The sequence below is a fragment of the Rhizobacter sp. P2_H3 genome (assembly GCF_056403355.1).
The window spans coordinates 8,670-28,566 of the sequence record NZ_JBFUFQ010000033.1 but is presented as its reverse complement, the minus strand read 5'-3'; the positions used below and the strand labels follow the sequence as shown (position 1 = coordinate 28,566).

Below are 19,897 nucleotides of genomic sequence, written 5' to 3'. Positions count from 1 at the left end.
CCGCTGTCAGGCTGCGTACCCGGCGCGCCAGGCCTGGATCAGCGCGCGGGCCTCGTCGCCGGGGCGCGGCGACAGCTTGCGGTACTCGCTGCAGTCGGGCTTGCGCGCCAGCAGCTTCATCTCGACCAGCTCGCGGCGCAGCGTGGCATGGTCGCCGAACGCGTTCCAGGCCTTCAGCACCTCGTTGACCTCGCGCTCGGTGTAGACGCGGCGCAGCTCGAAGTGCGTCCACAGCACCCAGATCGCCAGGCGCTGCACCGCGAAGCGCGTCGGCCAGCGCGCGAGCCGGCCCTGCGCGTCGAACTGGCCGAGCGCCTTGCGCGCGAGCGGCGTCAGCATCAGCGGTGCCTGCGCGGGCTGGGGAGGGCGTGCCGGCTTGAGTTGCGCGGCACGCAGCGCCTGCAGGTTGCGGTGGCCGGCGGCGCGCGCCAGCATGTTCATCAGCGACTGGTGGCCGGGCGGCTCCGTCGCGTCGGCGAGTTGTTGCGCCAGTGACTTCGCGAAGGTGGACAGGTCGGCCGTGTGCAACGGCAACAGGACGCGTGTCATGAAGGGTCTCCCTCTCGCGTGCGCTGCGACCCTTGCGGGCGCCGGGGATCGTCGTTGCCGGCCGGGCGCACGCAGGGCGTGACCAGAATGGGCCGAAGGCGTTTGGCAGGTTCAGATCGCTGGCGGGCGCCAGCGCGACGAGACCTGGGTGAACTGCCGACCGGCGCGAAGTGTAGCCCGACGGATTCGAAGGGCATTCGGGCTTGCGGGAAAACCCGCGGCCCCCTATACTCCGCGCTTCGCCTCGGCACCGTCACTTGACTGTACGAGGCGTTTCGTTCATCCCCTCTGACCTCATCGAGTCTTCCCATGGCCGCTTTCACGGCCGTGCGGCCTGTTCGAACTCCGCGGCGAACCCCGGGACCCCTTTCAGGGATTTCCAGGGCTCTGCGGGAATGGTTGGCGGCGATGCCGTCGCTTTGACTGTTCCCATGTTCCCCGGCACCGGCGCGAGCGTTCTCGCCGATCTGGGTTCGGACCTTCTCCCCAGCGACTGATCCGCGTGCACCCGATGCGCGCTGGTGTCGTGCTGTGCCCTTTGCGGGCCGGCGGCACCGTGTTTGAGAAAGAAGACGATGAGTTTCGATACCCTTGGCCTGAACCCGGCCCTGCTGCAAGCCCTGAAGGATTCCGGCTACGAGACGCCGACCGACGTGCAGGCCCGCGCCATCCCCCCGGCCATCGAAGGCAAGGACCTGATGGTCGCCTCGAGCACCGGCAGCGGCAAGACCGCCTCGTTCGTGCTGCCCGGCCTGCAGCGCATCCTCGCCGCCCGCGGCGACAACACCAAGCGCCGCGAGAAGGGCATGGTCTACGGCCCGCGCATCCTCGTGCTGGCACCCACCCGTGAACTGGCGATGCAGGTCGACAAGGCCGCCGTGACCTACGGCAAGCACGTGCAAGGCCTGCGCGTGACCACCGTCGTCGGCGGCGTGCCCTATGGCGCCCAGCTGAAGGCGCTGCGTGGCCCGCTCGACATCCTGATCGCGACCCCCGGCCGCCTGCTCGACCACCTGCAAAGCGGCAAGGCCATCCTCGAGAACGTCGAGATGCTGGTGCTCGACGAAGCCGACCGCATGCTCGACATGGGCTTCATCGACGACATCCGCACCATCGCCGACCAGCTGCCGCAAGACCGCCAGACCGTGATGTACAGCGCGACCTTCGCCGGCCACGTGGGCCGCCTCGCGCAGGACCTGCTGCGCGATCCGCAGCGCATCGAGGTCACCTCGCACACCGACACGCACGAGAACATCGAGCAGCGCCTGCACTGGGCCGACAACGGCGCGCACAAGAATGCGCTGCTGGACCACATCCTGACCGAGCGCGACATGGAGCAGGCGGTGGTGTTCACCAGCACGCAGCGCGATGCCGACTGGCTCGCCGATCGCCTGGCCGACATGGGCCATGCGGTCGCATCGCTGCACGGCGGCATGCCGCAAGGCCGCCGCACCCGCGTGCTGCAGGGCCTGCGCAACAAGCAGCTGCGCGTGCTGGTCGCAACAGACGTCGCCGCGCGCGGCATCGACGTGCCGACCATCAGCCACGTGATCAACTACGGCCTGCCGATGAAGGCCGAAGACTACGTGCACCGCATCGGCCGCACCGGCCGCGCCGGCCGCAACGGCCTCGCGGTGACGCTGGCCGAGCGCATGGACACCGGCATGATCCGCCGCATCCAGGCCTTCACGACGCAGAACATCCCGGTCGCGACGATCGTCGGCCTGGAGCCGAAGTCGCCGGAACCGCGCATGTTCGCTGCCCGCCCCGAAGGCAAGTTCGGCGGCAAGCCGTTCGGCCAGGGCCGTGGCGGCCACGGTGGCCACCAGGGCGGCAAGAGCTTCGGCCGGCCGGCCCCGCGTGGCGAAGGTTTTGCGCCGCGCAATGAAGGCTTCGCACCGCGCAACGAAGGCTTTGCGACCCGCGGCCCGGACGGCTTCGCGCCGCGCGGTTCGTTCGATCGCCCGGCCCCGGAGCAGCGCCGTGACAACCCGTTCGCGAACCGTCCGCCGCACGAGGGCGCGCCGCGCCATGCGTTCGACCGCGCGCCGGCCGACCGCGGCAACAACGCCGGCTTCGCGCCGCGCAAGCCGAGCGGCCCCGGCGGCAACAAGGGGAGCTTCGGCAAGCCGCAGCGCCCGCGCCAGGGTGGTTTCAGCCGCTGATCCCGGTTGACACTCACGAAGGGCCCGCTTTGCGGGCCTTTTTTTTGGGTCGGATGGGTGGGCACCGGACCCGCTTCACTTGCGATACCGCGAAGCCCTCAACGAGGCGATCGGCCTGGTCGTGCGCGATCGCAGGACGCTGGCCGATGCGATCGAGGCGCTGCACCTCGGAGACGACAACGCACCGGGCTTCGCGCCTCTGTTGCGCGACGAACTGCGCAAGCTCGAAGCCTTCAACTGCGCGCGCTACCGCGTGACGATGGGCGCCACCGAAGCCTGGATCGCCGCCAGTCGTCCGGCTTGAAGACGGCCCGGGTCAATCCGCGTCCGGTGGCGGATACGGCACCCGCTCATGCGCCCCCATCTCCACCGCCAGCGCCGCCCCCAGCAGGAAGATCTGGCAGGACCAGTAGATCCACACCAGCAGCGCCGCGAACGATCCGGCGGCGCCCAGCGTCGAGCGCAGCGCCGTGCCGGCGATGTACGCATTGATCCCGTAGCGCCCCGCCAGGAACAGCACCGCCGCGACCGCCGCGCCGATGAACGCATGCCGCACACGCAGGTGCGCATCGGGCAGCCACACCATCAGCAACGAGAACAGCGTGGTCATCACGAGCCACGACCACAGCAGCTCGACCGACTGCAGCAGCGGCCCGAGCGCCGGACCGAGCGCATCGGTCTGGTCGACCACCCAGCGGATCGCCAGCAGCGCGACGGCCTGCAGCACCATCGCGACCGCCAGCAGGAAGCCGCAGCCGAGCAGCACGCCCATCGACAGCAGGCGCACCTGCACCAGCCGCCACAGCGAGCCGCGCTCCGGCGGTGCGCCCAGCATCTCCTGCAGCGAGGCGCGCAACTCGACGAACACGCCGACCGCGCCGACCAGCATCGTCACCACCGCGATCACCGGCGCCGCCACCGCGAACCCGCCGGCCCGTTCGCGCGACAGCAGCGTCGTCGCGGTGTGCGGCGCGCTGGCCAGCAGGTCCGCGAGCGTGCGGGCCTCGCCCGGGCCGAGCAGGCGGCCGACCGCATCCACCATCGTCGCGTTCGCGCTCTGGTCGCCGAGCAGCCACACCAGCAGGCTCGTCACGACGACGAGCAGCGGTGCCATCGAGAACGCCGCGTAGAACGCCACCGCGGCCCCCTGGCGCGCGCCATGGCATTCGATGAAGCGGTTGATGGTGCGAACGCCCACCGAGACCACGTGCCCCGCCGTGCTCGCGACCATCCGGTGCCAGAGGCGGACAGCGAGCCCCGGGGTGTCGGCGACCTCGCCCTGCGCCACGCTCACCCTTCCATCAATCGCGCGAGCCGCGTGGCCGAGCGGGAATGTTCCGCGACGACCTTCATCACGACGATCAGCCCCGGCCCGAGGAACAGCCCCCACACGCCCCACAGCGCGCCCCAGAACACCAAGCCGATGAACACCGCGGCGGCGTTCATCCGCGCGGCGCGGCTCTGCAGCCAGGCCGCGACCGCGGTGCCGATCAGCGTCGACACCACGACCAGGTAGACCGCGGTGCCGATCGCCGCGCCGGCGGTGCCGTGCGCGAGGAAGGCTTCCGCTGCGCCGAACGCCGTCAGGATGCCCATGCCGACATACGGCACGACATGCAGCACCGCGGCGGTCACGCCCCACATCGCCGCATCGGGGATCTCGCCCCAGGCGAACGCGGCCCACACCGCGCAGCCGATCAGCACGTTGGTGACCAGCAGCACGCCGACATAGATGCGGATCTGCCGCGAGCATTCATGCAGGGCCCGGCAGGCCCGCGTGCGCGATTGCGAGCGCCCGCCCCACAGGTCGATGAAGCGACCCGCGAGCGGGCTGCCGCCGCTCAGCACGAAGAACGCGACGAACACGATGATCGTCAGGTCGCCGGCGAACTTCATCAGGATGGTCGAGCCGTTCAGCGCGGTGTCGCGCATCCACAGCGTGACGGTCTCGGTCAGCGTGTGCGCCGGCGCGGCGGGGATCAGCTTCTGGCGCGTCGGCTTCGGCGGCGGCGCGCCGTTGGCGACGCTCTGGGCGGCGCGGTCGAGTTCCTGCAGCGCATCGCGCGAGCGCTTGAGCACGGAGTCGTCATCGGCCTCGGTGGGCGTGATGCGCTCGGCCACCATGCGGATGATCTCGGGGCTGCGGTCCACCATGCGCAGCAGCTTGCCGCCGAAGGCCATCGACGCGAGGGCCGCCAGCGCGAGGAACAGCACCAGCGACAGCAGCACCGCGAGCATCTGGCTGCGCAGCAGGTGGCGCAGGCCGGCCACCACCGGCGCGACCAGCATCGCGAGCATCAGGCCGGCGACCACCGGCACCAGGAAGCGCTGGCCCCACCACAGCGCACCGATCACCGCGACCGTCGCGATCACCGTCGCCGAGGCCGCCGAGCGCGGAAGCGGCCCGGGATATCCGTCGTCGAGCGGCGACGCGGGCTCGTCGACCTGCGATGCGATGCTGGCGCGCCCGGCCTCGACGGGCGGTTTCGCGGCGGGCGTCAGGGTGCCGGAGAGGGACATCGTGTGCGAAGACGGCGCACCGAGCGCCCTGTCCTCAACGCCGCAAGGCGCACGACCCCGCGGGGTGGTGCGCCTTCACACGGACGAGCCGTGAGGGTCGTGAGGTTTACGGGCGGATCAGGATGTCGTTCTTGACCGACTTCACGCCGTTGACGTTGCGGGCGATCGATTCGGCGGTGCTCTTCTCGTTCGCGCTCTTCGCGAAGCCCGACAGCTGCACCGTGCCGTTCAGCGTCTCGACGCTGATCGACGAGGCATCGACGTCCTTGTTGCCGACGTACTTCGCCTTCACCGCGGTGGTGATGGCGGCATCGTCGACGTAGCTGCCGACCGTCGATTGATCACGCGTCACGGCGCAGCCGGTGGCGGACAGCAGGGCGACGGCGGATACGACGGCAGCGAGGGTGTTGCGGACAAGCATGTGGTTCTCCTTCAGTGTGGAAGCGTTGTGATCCAGGTGGTCATCGGGAAGATGGACATCGAGCCCCCACCCGTGCGGGCCCGTGTCGTGGCATGGGGGTCAATAGAACATGAACATCACTTGCTGCTGATCGCTTTCGCGCCCAGCAATCCGATCAGGACCACGGCCACGAACAGCACCAGGAACAGCACGAAGAGAAACTTCGCGATGCCCGCCGCACCGGCGGCGATGCCGGTGAATCCGAACACGCCCGCGACGAGCGCGATGGCTGCAAAGATGATGGCCCACTTCAGCATGTCGTTCTCCTTGGTGCGGTGCGGATTCGCGGTGTCGAGTCGATGAGGCAACTCTATGGGCCGCCCCGCAGCCGATCCATCGGACGCTGGCGTGAGCGCATGTAGGACGGAATGCTTTGCCGATCCGATGCCTTGAAGGCATGCGTGGCGATCGGCAAAAGGCGCGCCCGCGGCGCGCTTCGGCAAAGAGAGCGTGGCGACGCTCAGTGCACGGTGTAGTCGGTGCCGGGCATGTGCGGCGGTTGTGCCGAAGGCGGTGATGGCGGCGGCGCTGATGTCGATGCAGATGTCGATGCGGGTGCGGGCGCCGATGCTGATGCAGCAGCCGGTGCGGGGGCCTGCCGCGTGAAGTCCGCGATCGCGAGGTTCACCCAGCTGATGATCGATGCCAGGTCGAAGCGCGGCAGCAAGCCGGCCAGCAACGCACCGCCCGACAACCAGCGCCACGGCTTCACGCGCGTCAGCAGCATGCCGCCGACGAAGGCGCCCGCCAGCAGCCACCACGGGTGCTTCTTCGCCAGCGGGCCCGCGAGCTCCTGTCCGGCGTCGCGTGCGAACTCGAAGGTGGTGCGCCACGGATGGCCGGCCCACCAGCGGCGCAACCAGCGCACCGCGATCGCGGCGGCGGGCAGGTCCGAGAGCGCGTCGCCCAGCGTGCCGAGCCAGCCCGGTTCCTGCGGCGCATGCACAGCGTGTGGATCGGGCGGGGCGCTCGCCTTCACGAGCGCCGCGCGAATGGATTCGCGCGAGGCCGCGAGCCGTTCCTTCGGGCTCAGCGGCCGCGCCGGCACCACGGCCGGCAGGCCAGGGTCGAGCTGGGTTTCTTCGACGTGGGTCATGTCGCACCCACTTCGCCGAGCATGCGTGCGTCGGCCTCGAACTGCTGCTGCACTGCAGCGAACGCCGGCTCGGCCGCGGGTCGCCGCGCGATCACGCCGGCCACCACGGCAACGACCGCCGGCACGGCCGGTGCGGCCCACAGCGCCCACACCGCGTCGCCTTGCAGCGAAGGCGTCACCGCCCACAGCATCAGCGCGACGCCCGCGAGCACCGCGCTCACGCCGACGCAGCACAGCGCGAGCGCCGTCAGCAGCAGGCGGACGGTCCAGCGGCTCTGCGCCTGGCGCGCTTCGCTGCCGATCAGCGCGGCGTAGGCACTCAGGTGATCGGCGACGAGTTCAGGCCGTGTGGCAACGAGCTTGATCAGCGGATGGATCATGGCAGCACCGATGGTGAGCTACAGCGGTGGACGAAAGCGGACGCGGCGAACCCGGCCGTGGTGCGATGCACCAATCGGCCGGGCCGGTCCAGCGCCCACGGCGGGGTCACTGCCGGGTTTACTGTTGGTTGTTGCGGCGAGCGCTCTGGATCAGCGCAAGCAACCCCATCAGCGCGGCACCGGTCGCGGCGGCGATCAGCATCGACTTGACCGGCTCGTCCTTGACGTAGCGCACGGTCGCATCGCCGACCGAGGCGGCGCGTTCGCGCACGTGCGTGGCGGTGTCCTTCACGGCGTCAACGCCGCGGCGCGCCAGCGCTTCGGCCTGGCCGGCCAGGCGGGCGATCGTCGGCTCGGCGGTGTCGCGCGCTTCGCCGATCGCCGATTCGGCGTGGTCGAGCGCGCTGTTGGCGACGCGGCGCGTGCTCTTGACCGCGCTGTCCGCCGTGTCGGCCAGCTTGTTGACGGTGTCGCTGGCCTGGCTGCTGAGGTTGTCGGTCTTGAAGGTGGAGGTGCTCATGGCTGTTTCCTTGATTGGTATGTGGGAATAGACAAGTTAGGCGAGGCGAGGGCGCGCCGCAAGGCGGCGCGCGGCGCCGCGGCTAGGTGCCGCGCTTGATCAGACCGAACAGGAAGGCGGCGACGGCCATGATCGCGAAGATGATGAACAGGATCTTCGCGATGCCGGCAGCGCTGGCCGCGATGCCGCCGAAGCCGAACAGGGCGGCGATCAGCGCGATGATGAAGAACACGACGGCGTAATACAGCATGCTCTGGCTCCTTCGGTGTGAGTGGTTGACGATGGGACCACTCTAGGAGCGCGGGCGTCCGCGAGGAATGGGACGGCGAGCCGATGCGGTGTAGGAGGGAGCCGACGACTCAAATTTGCGGCAGCGTCGCCTGGATGCGCGTGCCGGTGCCCGGCGTCGACTGGATGCTCATGCGCCCGCCCTCGGCCTCGACGCGGTAGCGCATGCCCAGCAGCCCGTGCGTGGACGGCCGCGCCACCTGCGTGTCGAAGCCGCTGCCGTTGTCGTGCACGTCGACCTCGGCCAGCGCGCCGCGCGGCCGCAGCGTGACCACCACCTGGCGCGCCTGCGCGTACTTCGCGACGTTGGTCAGCGCCTCCTGCACGAGCCGGTACACCGTCAGTTCGCCCGACGGCTTCAGCGACACCGGCTCGAGCTCGCTGATCACCTTCACGCCCGAGCGCTCGGCGAACTCGCGGCCCAGGATCTCCAGCGCCGCCAGCAGCCCCAGGTTGCTCAGCGACGACGGCCGCAGGTCCTCGATGATGCGGCGCTTCAGCGCGATGCCTTCGTTCAGCGTCTCGTTCAGGTGCACCAGCCGCTCGGTGATGTCGGGCGTGTGGATCGTGATGCGCGACTTCAGCCGCGCCACGTCGAGCTTGGCCGCCGTCAGCAGCGCGCCCAGCTCGTCGTGCAGGTCGCGCGCGAGCCGGCTGCGCTCGTCCTCGCGGGCGGTCTGCAAGTGCTGCGCCAATTCGGTGAGCTGCGCGGTGCGCGCGGTCACCTGCACCTCCAGCAGGTCGCGCTCGGCCTGCAGCGCCTCCTTCTTGTGCACGCGCTCCTTCTCGAGCGTGTTCGACTGGCGCAGGTACATGAAGAAGGCCAGCACGCTCAGCGCCGTCATCGCGCTGACGCCGAGCCGGCTCAGCAGCAGCGTCTGGTAGACCTCCTCGCGGCGGTCCGCGATCAGCCTCGATTCGCGCGTCACCAGCCGTTCGGAGGCGAGGCGGATGCTCTCCATCTGCTCGCGCCCGATGTCGGTCTCGATGACCGCGCGCCAGGCCTCGTCGCGGCCGTCGGCGCGCAACTGCACCGTGGTGTCCATCTCGGAGACCTTCTTGCTGACCAGCGTCGCGAGCACGGTGAAATCGGCGACGCGGTCGGGCTCGTGCGCGTAGTACTCGCCGAGCGTGCGCAGCGTCTCGCCGATGCTCGCCATCGACGAGCGGTACGGCTTCAGGTATTCGGGGCGGCCGGTGATCAGGTAGCCGCGCTGGCCGTTCTCGGCATCGAGCACCTGGCGCAGCAGCACCATGTTGTTGGTGCGGGCGACGCCCATTTCGCCCAGCCGGTCCAGCGCGTCCACCGAGGTGCGGTAGGCGGTCTCGCTGATGCCCATCAGCGTCAGCGCGGTCACCACCGCGAGGGGGAACGTGAAGGCACTGCGCTTGAATCGGTGAAAGAAGTTCTTCATGCGATTTTTCTGTGTGCCTCTAGAATCGATTGGAGTCCAACCACAGGGGACAGTCGCTCATGATCAAGATTGCCATCGTTGACGACCACGCGCTCGTTCGCGCCGGTCTGCGCCAGTATCTCGCGGAGCAGGTCGACCTGCAGGTCGTGGCCGAGGCCTCCAACGGCCGCGAAGCCCTCGACATCGTCCGCAAGGAACAGATCGACGTGCTGGTCATGGACCTGTCGATGCCGCAGCAAAGCGGCGTCGACGCGCTGGCCGCGATCCGCGCCCGCGAGCCCGAGCTGCCCATCCTCATCCTCAGCGGTTTTCCCGAAGAGCATTACGCCACCACCTTGCTGCGCCAGGGCGCGAGCGGCTACCTGAACAAGGAGTGCGACCCCGAGGAGATCGTCACCGCGATCCGCACGGTCGCGCGGGGCCGCAAGTACATCACCCCGGCCGTGGCCGAGTTGCTGGCCAGCAACCTCGGCGGCAACGCGAACCGTCCGTTGCATGAGCAGCTTTCCGAGCGCGAGTTCCAGGTCTTCCTGCGGCTGTCGAAGGGCGAGACCATCGGCCACATGGCCGACAGCCTGTCGCTGAGCGTGAAGACCGTCAGCACCTACCGCACCCGCGTGATGGAGAAGATGAAGCTCGAATCGAACAGCGACCTGACCTACTACGCGCTGAAGAACGGCCTGATCCAGTAACAGGCCGCCTCGCTGGGCTTGCGCCGCCCGGGAGGGCCGCGCAGGCGGCATCCCATCCAGCGCTACAAACTCCCCGAACTCGAATTCGCCGCCTCGCCCGAGGCGAGCCGCTGGCAGTAGCCGATCAGCGCGTCGATCTCGTTCGACTTGTCGAACACCTTGTCGGCCCCGAGCTCGAGGCACTTGCGCCGCATGTCGGGCGTCGCGTAGTTGCTGAGCACGACGAGCTTGGTCGCGTCGGGCAGGTCGGTGCTGGCCGACAGCACGCCCAGGCCGGAGCCGCTCTTCAGGAAGATGTCGACGATCACCAGGTCGCAGCCGTTGCGCGGCTGCTTGAGCCAGTACAGCGCGGCGGCTTCGTTGTCGGCCGTCCCGACCACTTCCACGGCCACCAGTTCCTCCAGCGCCGCGATCAGGTTCTCGCGGATCACCGGGCTGTCTTCGACGATGTAGGTTTTCAGCATGTCCCGACTTCTGGATTCTTCTTCGGCAGGCGAGGCATGCACAGCGTGGACCTGTCTGCAAAGGTGACGGATCTTGCCATTTCCGCGAGAAACGTGACGGGAAGAGCCTCGAGGACGCCGGCAGACATGCGCTCGATTGTATGAATCGGGCAACGCTGCCCCTGCCGGAAGAGCGCGGGAGCGGCTGTAGGAGCCTGCCTACAGGTGGTCGCCGGCCGAACGTCGTAGGACAGCGCCGACAGGCGAAGGCCGTGTCGTCCGGCTGTGTCAGCAAGAGGTGCTCCCTAGACTCGTTCGCGGGTTGTCCGGATTCAAGGGTTTCCGGATTCACGAATTGCCGACGGGAGTGGCGAATGAAAAGACTGTTGATGTGGGCTGTGGGTGTGCCGTTCCTGGTGATCAGCATGGTCATGGTGTCGTTCAGCGACGGGTTGTCGACGCAGGTCGCGAGCCTCTCGTGGACGCAACGACATTGACGGTGCGTGTCGCGGCGCCTTCAGGGGTGGGCCGATGAACCCCTCGATCACCGTCTATGAAGGGTTCGATTTCGCGCTGCCTGCGGCGATCGAGGAGTTCGCCGGGGCGTTCTCGCGCTGGGATGCGCCGTCGCGCTCGGTGCGGCGTGCGCGCTTCAAGGGCGAGCTGACGCGCGCGATCGAGGAGTTGCGCGCCTGCGTCCGGCAGATCGAGACCTTCACCGACGAGCAGCGCTCGCTGTCGCAGGCGGCGCAGTGGCTGGTCGACAACTTCTACGTCATCGAGCGCATCCAGACGGCGCTCACGCAGCAGCTGCCCGACAAGGCGGTGCGCGGCCTGCCGGCCTACCAGACCGGCGGCCACCCGTCGCGCGCGCGCATCGAGCTGTTCTCGCATTTCTACCTCGAGGCCTGCGACTTCGACTTCGAGGCCGACGAACTGGTGCACGTGCTGGTCGAGTACCAGAAGGTGCACCCGCTGATGCTGCGCGAGCTGGCCCTGCTCGCGCCGGTCCTGAACTTCCTGCTGATCCGCCAGCTGCGCGCCTGCGCCGAGCAGATCCTCGAGATCCACGGCGGCGCCCATGCGGCCGACCTCGTGGCCGATGCGGCGCTCGCGCCGTCGCATGGCACGGCGCGCGGGCCGACGCAGAAAGCCGCGTCGGCGGTGCCCGACCTGAAGAACGCGTCGAACGTCTTCCGCCAGGCCTACCTCGGCCAGCTGGCGCAGCGGCGCCGCTACGACGACCCGGCGAGCATCGCCGGCGGCGCGCACGCCGAAGGCGTCGGCATCGTCCACCAGGCCGGCGCGATCGAGGACGATCTCGTCGTGCGCACGATGCTCGACGTGCGGGTGCGCAACATCTTCCGCAGCGTCAAGGCGATCGAGCTGAGCGACTGGGTCGACATCTTCGCGAAGACCTCGCTGGTCGACCGCGCGCTGCAGCGCAACAGCGTCTATGCGCGCATGGACCCGCCTTCGAAGGCCTTGTACCGGCAGCAGCTGGAGCGGCTGAGCCTGCGCAGCGGCCTGCCCGAACCCGATCTCGCCGAGCTGGTGGTCGACCGCTTCGGCCGCCGCCGTGCCGAAGGCGACGAGGCCGGCCAGGAGGGCGAGGACACCGACATCGGCCGCTGGCTGCTGTCCGACCGCCGGCCCGAGCTGGAACGCAGCATCGGCCTGACGCCGAACCCGCTGCGGCGCATCGAACGCACGATCCCGCACACCCGCCTGGTGCTGTACGCCGGCCTCGTGCTGGCCTTGACCTTCGCGTTCACCGTGCTGGCCTTCCGCGCCGGTTATGCCGAAGAGCATGTGTCGCTGCCGGCCTTCGCCATCTTCCTGCTCGCGGTCTGGCCGGCCTCCGAGATCGCGGTGCTGCTGATCAACCGCATCCTCGGCCGGGTGTTCAAGCCGGCCCAGTTGCCGCGCCTGGAGTTCGCGCAGGGCCTGCCGCCGCAGTGCAAGACGATGGTGGTGGTGCCGACGATGCTGACCCAGCTCGACCAGGTCGGCCACCAGGTCGGTGAGCTGGAACGCCACTACCTGTCGAACCGCGACGACCAGCTGCGCTTCGGGCTGCTGACCGACTGGCGCGATGCACCCGATCAGTCGCTCGAGACCGATGCGGCGCTGCTGGCGGCGGCCCGCGAGGCGGTGATGCGGCTGAACCTGCGCTACCCGCTGCCCGCCATGCCGGACGGCGGCGAAGACCGCTTCTACCTGTTCCACCGCAACCGCTGCTGGAACGCCGCCGAAGGCGCCTGGATGGGCTGGGAGCGCAAGCGCGGCAAGCTCGACGAGTTCAACCGCCTGCTGCTCGGCGAGCCGGGCACCTCGTACGTGTTCGAGGACGGTACGGCCGAGCGCGTGCCGCGCGGCGTGCGCTACGTGATCACGCTGGATGCCGACACGCGCATGCCGGTCGGCTCGGTGGCGCGCCTGGTGGGCACGGCCGCGCATCCGCTGAACCGGCCGCAGATCGACCCGCAGACCGGCCGCGTCGCGCGCGGCTATGCGCTGTTCCAGCCGCGCATCTCGTTCCTGCTGCCGCAGGCCGAGGACCACTCGGTGTTCCGCTGGATCTTCTCGAACGGCGCCGGTGTCGATCCGTACGCGGCCGCCATCTCCGACACCTACCAGGACACCTTCGGCGAGGCCACCTACACCGGCAAGGGGCTGTACGACCTGCAGGCCTTCCACACCTCGCTGTCGGGCCGGGTGCCGGAGAACGCGCTGCTCAGCCACGACCTGTTCGAGAGCGCGTTCGCGCGCTGCGCGCTGGTCAGCGACGTCGCGTTCTTCGAGGATTCGCCGTCGCATTCCGAGGTCGCCGCGGCGCGCTCGCACCGCTGGGTGCGTGGCGACTGGCAGCTGTTGCCGTGGCTGCTGGGCGTGCGCGCCGAGCCGCTGTCGCCGCTGAACCGCTGGAAGATGCTCGACAACCTGCGGCGCTCGCTGCTGCCGATCGCGTCGTTCGCGCTGGTCGTCGCGGCCTTCATCGATCCGGCCGCACAGCCGCTCGCTTGGCTCGTGCTGGTGCTGGCGTCGATCAGCCTGAGCGGGCTGCTGGGCTGGTTCTCGGCCTTGTTCGCTCCGGTGCCGAAGGGCGTGCGCAGCAACCGGCCGATCCAGCTGACGCGCGAGCTCGGCCATGTGGCCGGCCATGCGCTGATCGAGCTGGTGCTGCTCGCGCAGAGCGCCTGCGTGATGGCGGATGCGATCGTGCGGGCCGTGTGGCGCACCTTCGTCTCGCAACGCAAGATGCTCGAATGGCGCACCGCCGCGCAAGCCAAGGCGGCCGCCGGCGGGCAGCTTCGGCAGTTCAGCTGGGCCATCAGCAGCGCGACGCTGCCGCTGGTCGCGTCGAGCGCGCTGATCCTGCTGTTCAACCGCGATGCGATCGTCGCCGCGGCGCCGCTGCTGGCGGTCTGGTGGCTGGCGCCGGTGATCGCGGTCGCGATCAGCTCGCCGGTGCTGCTGGCGGGCCGGCTCGCCGGCGACCACGACCTGCGCGAGTTCCGCCGCATCGCGCGCCGCACCTGGCGCTTCTTCGAGGACTACGTCGGCCCGGCCGACAACCACCTCCCGCCCGACAACGTGCAGTTCGAGCCGGAAGAGGTGGTCGCGCACCGCACCTCGCCGACCAACATCGGCCTGTACCTGCTGGCGCTGACGCGCGCGCGCGACCTGGGCTGGCTGGCTGGCGGCGATTTCCTCGGCCGCATGAAGGCCACGCTCGGCAGCATGGCGAAGCTGGAAACGTACAACGGCCACCTGCTGAACTGGTACGAGACCCAGTACCTGCGGCCGCTGGAGCCGCGCTACGTGTCGTCGGTCGACAGCGGCAACCTCGCGGCGCACCTGGTCGTCGTGGCCCGCGCGCTGCAGGAAGAGCGCGAGCGGCCGGTGGTCGGGCCGGAGCGCCTGGCCGGCCCGCGCGACAGCTTCCTCGAACTGCAGGCGGCGTGGCGCACGCTGCGCGCCGGCAGCCCGCGCGGCGCCAAGGGCAGCGCGCCGAGAGGCAACGTGAGCCCGGTCGAGATCGACCGCGCGGTCGCCGACCTCGGCGCCAAGCTGCTGCAGGCCGAGCCTGCGACGCCCGCCGACGCCGGCCGCGCCCTGGCCGGCGCGTCGCAGCTCGCACTGCAGCTGAAGGAACTGCTCGATGCCTACGCGTTCGGCAGCGCCGGTGTGACCGACGCCTTGGCCGGCACCGGCACCGGCGGCCTGAAGCCGGTCGTCGACGAAGCCGGGCGGCTGTGCCAAGCACTCGGTGCGCACATCGACGACCTGCAACGCCACTGCCCATGGGCGGTCGAGGCGGCCTTCAGCACGCTGCAGCAGCAGGCGCCCGAGGTGTTCAAGGGCCCGCTGGCCGAGTTGCTTGCGGTGGTGCCGCGGGTCGGCGAGGTGCCGGCGCACCTGGCCAACGTCGAGGCCGCGCTGCTGCAGGCGCAGCGGCTGCACGGCCAGGCACCGGCCGCGGCCATGCTGCTGGCCGCGGCGCTGAAGGCCTGCGCCGAGGCGCGCAATGCGACCGCCGTCTGGCTCGCCGACCTGGACACCTGTGCGGCGCAGGCCGAGGCGGCCTGGCGCGGCATGCAGTTCGGCTTCCTGTTCGATGCGCGGCGCAAGCTGTTCTCGATCGGCTACCGTGTCGCCGAGCACCAGCTCGACGAGGGGCGCTACGACCTGCTGGCCTCCGAGTCGCGGCTCGGCAGCTACCTCGCCGCGGCGAAGGGCGACGTGCCGGTCGACCACTGGTTCCGGCTCGGCCGCCACATGGGGCTCGTCGCCGCCGGCCCGGTGCTGATCTCGTGGTCCGGCTCGATGTTCGAGTACCTGATGCCGGCGCTGGTGATGAAGACGCCGCCCGGCAGCCTGCTGCACCAGACCTGCCGCAACGCGATCACCGAGCAGATCCGCTACGGGCGCGAGCAGAACGTGCCCTGGGGCATCTCGGAGTCGGGCGTCAACGTGCGCGACGTCGAACTGACCTACCAGTACGGGCCGTCCGGCGCGCCGGCGCTGAGCCTGAAGCGCGGCATGGACCGGCAACTGGTGGTCGCGCCCTATGCCACCGCGCTGGCCGCGCCGTTCGCGCCGGCCGAGGTGCGGCAGAACTTCACCGCGCTGGCCAGGCTCGGCGCCCTCGGGCCGCACGGCTTCTACGAGGCGATCGACTTCACCGCCGAGCGGCTCGGCGAAGACGAGAAGTGCGCCATCGTCAAGAGCCACATGGCGCACCACCAGGCGATGAGCCTGCTCGCGCTGACCCAACTGCTGACGCCCGACAGCCTGGCCGACCGCTTCCACCGCGAGCCCGAGATGAACGCCTTCGACCTGCTGCTGCAGGAGCAGGTGGCCGGCTCGGTCGTGATCGCGCGCGACAGCACCGCGGCACCCGAGCGCCACGAGAAGCTCGCGCGCCATTCCACGCAGCGCGTGCGCCGCGTGCAGGCCACCGACGTGCGCCGTCCGGCGGTGCACCTGATGTCGAACGGCCGCTACGCGACCGCGCTGACGGCCAGCGGCTCCGGCTACAGCGAATGCGCCGACCTGGACATCACGCGCTGGCGCGAGGACCGCGTGCTCGACGACTGCGGGCTCTTCATCTACCTGCGCGACGCCGATTCGGGCGTGCTGTGGTCGGCCACGCTCGCGCCGACCTTCAGCGAGCCCGATTTCCAGGCGGTCGAGTTCGCCGAGGCGCGCGCGCAGTTCGACCTGCGCCAGCACGGCATCCGCAGCAGCCTGGAGGTGGTGGTCGCACAGCAGGAAGACGCCGAGATCCGCACGCTGAAGCTGAGCAACGAGGGCCATGGCGTGCGCCGCATCGAGGTGAGCGCGCTCGGCGAGGTGGTGCTGAACCAGCGCAATGCCGACATGGCGCACCCGGCCTTCTCGAACCTGTTCATCACCACCGAGTACGACGCGGCGCGCGGCGCGCTGCTGGCCACGCGGCGCCCGCGCGCATCGCACGAGGCGGCGCCCACGGCGATCCTCGGCGCGGTGGTCGAAGGCACGCAGGCCGGGCCGCTGTCGTACGACACCGACCGCCGCACGGTGATCGGGCGTGGCCGCAGCAAGCGCGAGCCGCTCGCGATGACCGAGCAGGGCGGCCTCGCGATGACGACCGGCGCGGTGCTCGACCCGGTGCTGTGCCTGCGCCAGACGATCGAGCTGAAGCCCGGCCAGTCGGCGCGCGTGGCCTTCGTGCTCGCCTTCGGCACCGACCGCGAGAGCGCGAGCCGCACCTGGCAGCGCCTCGGTTCGTTCAGCGCGCTGCAGCGCGAGATCTCGCGCTCGTGGGTGTATGCGCAGGCCAAGCTGCACCAGCTGGGCGTCGGCAGCGAGGAGGCGACGCATTTCCAGTCGCTGTCGGCCTACCTGATGTTCTCGGACACCACGTTCCGCCCCGGCACCGAGTTCATGCGCGGCAACCAGCTGTCGCAGCGCGCCCTGTGGCGCTACGGCATCTCGGGGGACCGTCCGATCCTGCTGGTCACCATCGATTCGAACGACGACCTGCCGCTGGTGCAGCAGATGGTGCGCGGCCACCACTTCTGGAAGGCGCGCTCGTTCGAGGTCGACATCGTGGTGCTGAACGACCGTGCGACCTCGTATTCCGACGACATGCAGCACGCGATCGAGAACATGGTGCGGCAGGCCGGTGCCGGGCCCGACGCGGCGGCGGGCGGCGGCCGCATCTACGTGCTGCGCGGCGACCGCCTGCCCGATGACGAACGGCGCCTGCTGATGACGCTGTGCCGCGTGCTGCTGCGGGGCGGCCAGGGGCTGCTCGGCGACCAGCTGCGCCGGCGTACGCCGCGCGAGCCCTCGTCGCTGCCGCAGGCGATGCCGTTGCGCGCGCCGCTCGCGCAGGGCGGTGCACCGTCGGAGCCGACCGCCACCGCCCAGCTGCAGTTCTTCAACGGCACCGGCGGCTTCACGCCCGACGGCAAGGAGTACCGCATCGTGCTGCCGCCGGGCCGCACGACGCCGGCCCCGTGGGTCAACGTGATCGCGAGCCCGCAGATCGGTACGCTGGTCTCGGAGAGCGGCTCGGCCTTCACCTGGCGCATGAACGCCCGCGAGAACCAGCTGACGCCGTGGTCCAACGATGCGCTGGTCGATCCGTCGTCGGAGGTCCTGTACCTGCAGGACCGCGCGACCGGCGCCTACTGGACGCCCACCGCGCAGCCGCGCAGCGCACCCGGCGCGACGCACGAATGCGCACACGGCGCCGGCTACAGCCGCTTCACGACGCAGGCCGACGGCATCGAATCGGAGCTGACGCACTTCGTCGCGTGGGACCGGCCCGCCAAGCTGATGCGGCTGCGCGTGGCCAACCGCAGCGCACGCCGCCGCACGCTGACGCTGACGCTGTACGTCAACCTGTGCATCGGCGACAACCGCAGCGGCAAGGTCGACCTGCTGTCGACCTGGGCCGGCCGCAACGCGTCGACCACGCTGTACGCCCGCAACCCGATGAACGCCGATTTCGGGCGCGACATCGCGTGGCTCGGCAGCTCGCACCCGGTGAGCGGCTGGACCTGCGACCGCGCCGAGTTCATCGGCATCGGCCAGGGGCTCGCAGCGCCGCAGGCGCTCGAATCGCAGCACACGCTGCGCCAGGCCGCCGGCGTCGGCCCCGACCCGTGCTGGGTGATGCAGGTCGAGCTGAAGCTGGAGCCGGGCGAATCCGACGTGGTCGTGTTCTCGTTCGGCCAGGCGGCGAGCCTGGCCGGCGCCGACGAACTGGTGCGCATGACCACGCGCGATGCCGACCAGGCGCTGGCGAACGTGCAGGCGCAGTGGGACGAGCTGCTCGGCGCGGTGCAGGTGCGCACGCCCGACCGCGCCTTCGACCTGATGCTCAACCGCTGGCTGCTGTACCAGGTGCTGAGCAGCCGCTGCCTGGGCCGCTGCGGCTTCTACCAGGCGGGCGGTGCCTACGGCTTCCGCGACCAGCTGCAGGACGTGATGGCGCTGGTGCATGCCTGGCCCGGCTTCGCGCGCGACCACCTGCTGCGCGCGGCGGCGCAGCAGTTCGTCGAGGGCGATGCGCAGCACTGGTGGCACCCGCCGAGTGGCAAGGGCGTGCGCACCACGTTCTCCGATGACCGGCTGTGGCTGCCGTACGCGGTGGCGTACTACGTGTCGGTGACCGGCGACGATGCGGTGCTCGACCAGACGGTGTCGTTCCTCGAAGGCCCGCAGCTGCCGCCGCACGAGGAGAGCCAGTACTTCGAGCCGACCATCTCGCACGAGAGCGCGAGCCTGTTCGAGCATTGCGTGCGCGCGATCCAGGTGAGCCGCGGGCGCGGCGTGCACGGGCTGCCGTTGATGGGCTGCGGCGACTGGAACGACGGCATGAACCGGGTCGGCTGGAAGGGCCAGGGCGAAAGCGTCTGGATGGCCTGGTTCCTGAAGTCGGTGCTCGATGAATTCATGCCGATCGCGATGCGCCGCGAGCGCGCCGACCTGGTCTCCGAATGGACGCTGCTGTCGCAGGAGCTGATGGCCGCGGTCGACACCAACGCCTGGGACGGGCAGTGGTACCGCCGTGCGTACTTCGACGACGGCACGCCGCTCGGCTCGGCCTCCAACGACGAATGCCGCATCGATTCGCTGGCGCAGAGCTGGGCGGTGATCGCCGGCGGCGGCGACCCGCAGCGCGCACGCGATGCGATGGAGAAGGTCGACGAGATGCTGATCGACCGCGACGCGCAGCTGATCCGGCTGTTCACGCCGAGCTTCGACAAGACCGCGCACGACCCCGGCTACATCAAGGGCTACGTGCCGGGCATCCGCGAGAACGGCGGGCAGTACACGCACGCCGCGGTGTGGACCGCGATGGCCTTCGCGCGCCTCGGCGATGCCGGCCGCGCGTACCCGCTGTACGCGATGCTGAACCCGATCGACAAGAGCGATTCGCGGCTCACGGTGCAGCGCTACCGCGTCGAGCCGTACGTGATGGCGGCCGACATCTACGGCGAGTCGCCGCACACCGGCAAGGGCGGCTGGACCTGGTACACGGGGGCCGCCGGCTGGTACTGGCGCATCGGCATCGAAGAGCTGCTGGGCGTGCGCGTGCGCGACGGCGTGCTGCGCATCGCACCGGTGGTGCCGGCCGGCTGGCCGGGCTTCAGCGTCACGCTGCGGCGCGGCCGCACGGTCTATGAAATCGAAGTTGTCAATTCGGCGCAAACCCCGTCGCCCACCTCGGCGAAAGCGGCCCCGGGCCGCTGGTCGCTGCAGCACGACGGACAGCCTGTTTCCCTCGAGGGCGGCGTACCATTCGTCGACGACGGTGCCCGGCACCGGGTTGTGGCCACGCTCGCCTGAATGCAGTCAATCCAACGT

16 protein-coding genes are annotated in these 19,897 nt (G+C 70.0%); 5 read left to right on the top strand and 11 right to left on the bottom strand.

Translation table 11 applies throughout. The features are described from left to right. Positions 1-6: 6 nt before the first annotated feature. Positions 7-549, bottom strand: coding sequence for a DUF2087 domain-containing protein (locus tag AC1D1T_RS09265; protein WP_047500732.1), 543 nt, complete (start codon positions 547-549; stop codon positions 7-9). A 575-nt stretch (positions 550-1,124) separates the two neighbouring features. On the opposite strand from AC1D1T_RS09265, the gene AC1D1T_RS09260 reads away from it, so the two are divergent. Together AC1D1T_RS09260 and AC1D1T_RS09255 are read left to right on the top strand one after the other, a co-directional pair. Continuing rightward, on the top strand, positions 1,125-2,714 hold the full coding sequence (locus tag AC1D1T_RS09260; protein ID WP_047500735.1) for a DEAD/DEAH box helicase: 1,590 nt from the start codon (positions 1,125-1,127) through the stop codon (positions 2,712-2,714). A gap of 79 nt (positions 2,715-2,793) precedes the next feature. Continuing rightward, positions 2,794-3,018, top strand: coding sequence for a hypothetical protein (locus AC1D1T_RS09255; RefSeq protein WP_477825973.1), 225 nt, complete (start codon positions 2,794-2,796; stop codon positions 3,016-3,018). A gap of 12 nt (positions 3,019-3,030) precedes the next feature. Here AC1D1T_RS09255 and AC1D1T_RS09250 read toward each other — a convergent pair whose 3' ends face one another. The 9 genes from AC1D1T_RS09250 to AC1D1T_RS09210 all read right to left on the bottom strand — a co-directional run bounded on the left by AC1D1T_RS09250 (position 3,031) and on the right by AC1D1T_RS09210 (position 9,393). Beyond that, positions 3,031-4,008: a YihY/virulence factor BrkB family protein gene (locus AC1D1T_RS09250; RefSeq protein WP_477825972.1), complete on the bottom strand. Its 978-nt coding sequence runs from the start codon at positions 4,006-4,008 to the stop codon at positions 3,031-3,033. Beyond that, entirely contained in the window at positions 4,005-5,234 is a 1,230-nt protein-coding gene (locus AC1D1T_RS09245) for an AI-2E family transporter (protein WP_465111147.1), read from the bottom strand. Before AC1D1T_RS09245 ends, AC1D1T_RS09250 begins: the two co-directional genes overlap by 4 nt. A 106-nt stretch (positions 5,235-5,340) precedes the next feature. Next, a complete protein-coding gene (locus AC1D1T_RS09240; RefSeq protein WP_465111148.1) occupies positions 5,341-5,655 on the bottom strand; it encodes a BON domain-containing protein in 315 nt (104 codons plus the stop codon). Positions 5,656-5,771: 116 nt separating this feature from the next. Further along, a complete protein-coding gene (locus AC1D1T_RS09235) occupies positions 5,772-5,951 on the bottom strand; it encodes a DUF1328 family protein (protein WP_047501127.1) in 180 nt (59 codons plus the stop codon). Between the two features lie 203 nt (positions 5,952-6,154). Further along, positions 6,155-6,790, bottom strand: a complete 636-nt coding sequence (locus tag AC1D1T_RS09230; protein ID WP_465111149.1) for a hypothetical protein — start codon at positions 6,788-6,790, stop codon at positions 6,155-6,157. Further along, entirely contained in the window at positions 6,787-7,170 is a 384-nt protein-coding gene (locus AC1D1T_RS09225; RefSeq protein ID WP_052211260.1) for a hypothetical protein, read from the bottom strand. Before AC1D1T_RS09225 ends, AC1D1T_RS09230 begins: the two co-directional genes overlap by 4 nt. 118 nt (positions 7,171-7,288) lie before the next feature. After that, a complete protein-coding gene (locus tag AC1D1T_RS09220; RefSeq protein ID WP_477825971.1) occupies positions 7,289-7,690 on the bottom strand; it encodes a hypothetical protein in 402 nt (133 codons plus the stop codon). An 82-nt stretch (positions 7,691-7,772) separates the two neighbouring features. Beyond that, positions 7,773-7,940 carry a DUF1328 domain-containing protein gene (locus AC1D1T_RS09215; protein WP_047500752.1) on the bottom strand — a complete coding sequence of 56 codons (168 nt, stop codon included), beginning with the start codon at positions 7,938-7,940 and terminating at the stop codon, positions 7,773-7,775. Between the two features lie 109 nt (positions 7,941-8,049). Then, complete coding sequence (locus AC1D1T_RS09210) at positions 8,050-9,393, bottom strand: sensor histidine kinase (protein ID WP_047500754.1); 1,344 nt, start codon at positions 9,391-9,393, stop codon at positions 8,050-8,052. A gap of 59 nt (positions 9,394-9,452) precedes the next feature. Here AC1D1T_RS09210 and AC1D1T_RS09205 point away from each other — a divergent pair, with 59 nt between their 5' ends. Next, entirely contained in the window at positions 9,453-10,085 is a 633-nt protein-coding gene (locus AC1D1T_RS09205) for a response regulator (RefSeq protein ID WP_047500757.1), read from the top strand. A 62-nt stretch (positions 10,086-10,147) separates the two neighbouring features. Here the strand turns inward: AC1D1T_RS09205 and AC1D1T_RS09200 are convergent, their stop codons facing one another. Further along, positions 10,148-10,549 (bottom strand): response regulator transcription factor, encoded by a 402-nt coding sequence (locus AC1D1T_RS09200; RefSeq protein ID WP_047500759.1) that lies wholly within the window; start codon positions 10,547-10,549, stop codon positions 10,148-10,150. A 353-nt stretch (positions 10,550-10,902) separates the two neighbouring features. On the opposite strand from AC1D1T_RS09200, the gene AC1D1T_RS09195 reads away from it, so the two are divergent. Both AC1D1T_RS09195 and AC1D1T_RS09190 read left to right on the top strand, forming a co-directional pair. Next, a complete protein-coding gene (locus AC1D1T_RS09195) occupies positions 10,903-11,025 on the top strand; it encodes a hypothetical protein (RefSeq protein ID WP_465111150.1) in 123 nt (40 codons plus the stop codon). A gap of 34 nt (positions 11,026-11,059) precedes the next feature. Then, positions 11,060-19,879: a glycoside hydrolase family 94 protein gene (locus AC1D1T_RS09190; protein ID WP_477991796.1), complete on the top strand. Its 8,820-nt coding sequence runs from the start codon at positions 11,060-11,062 to the stop codon at positions 19,877-19,879. Positions 19,880-19,897: the final 18 nt, after the last annotated feature.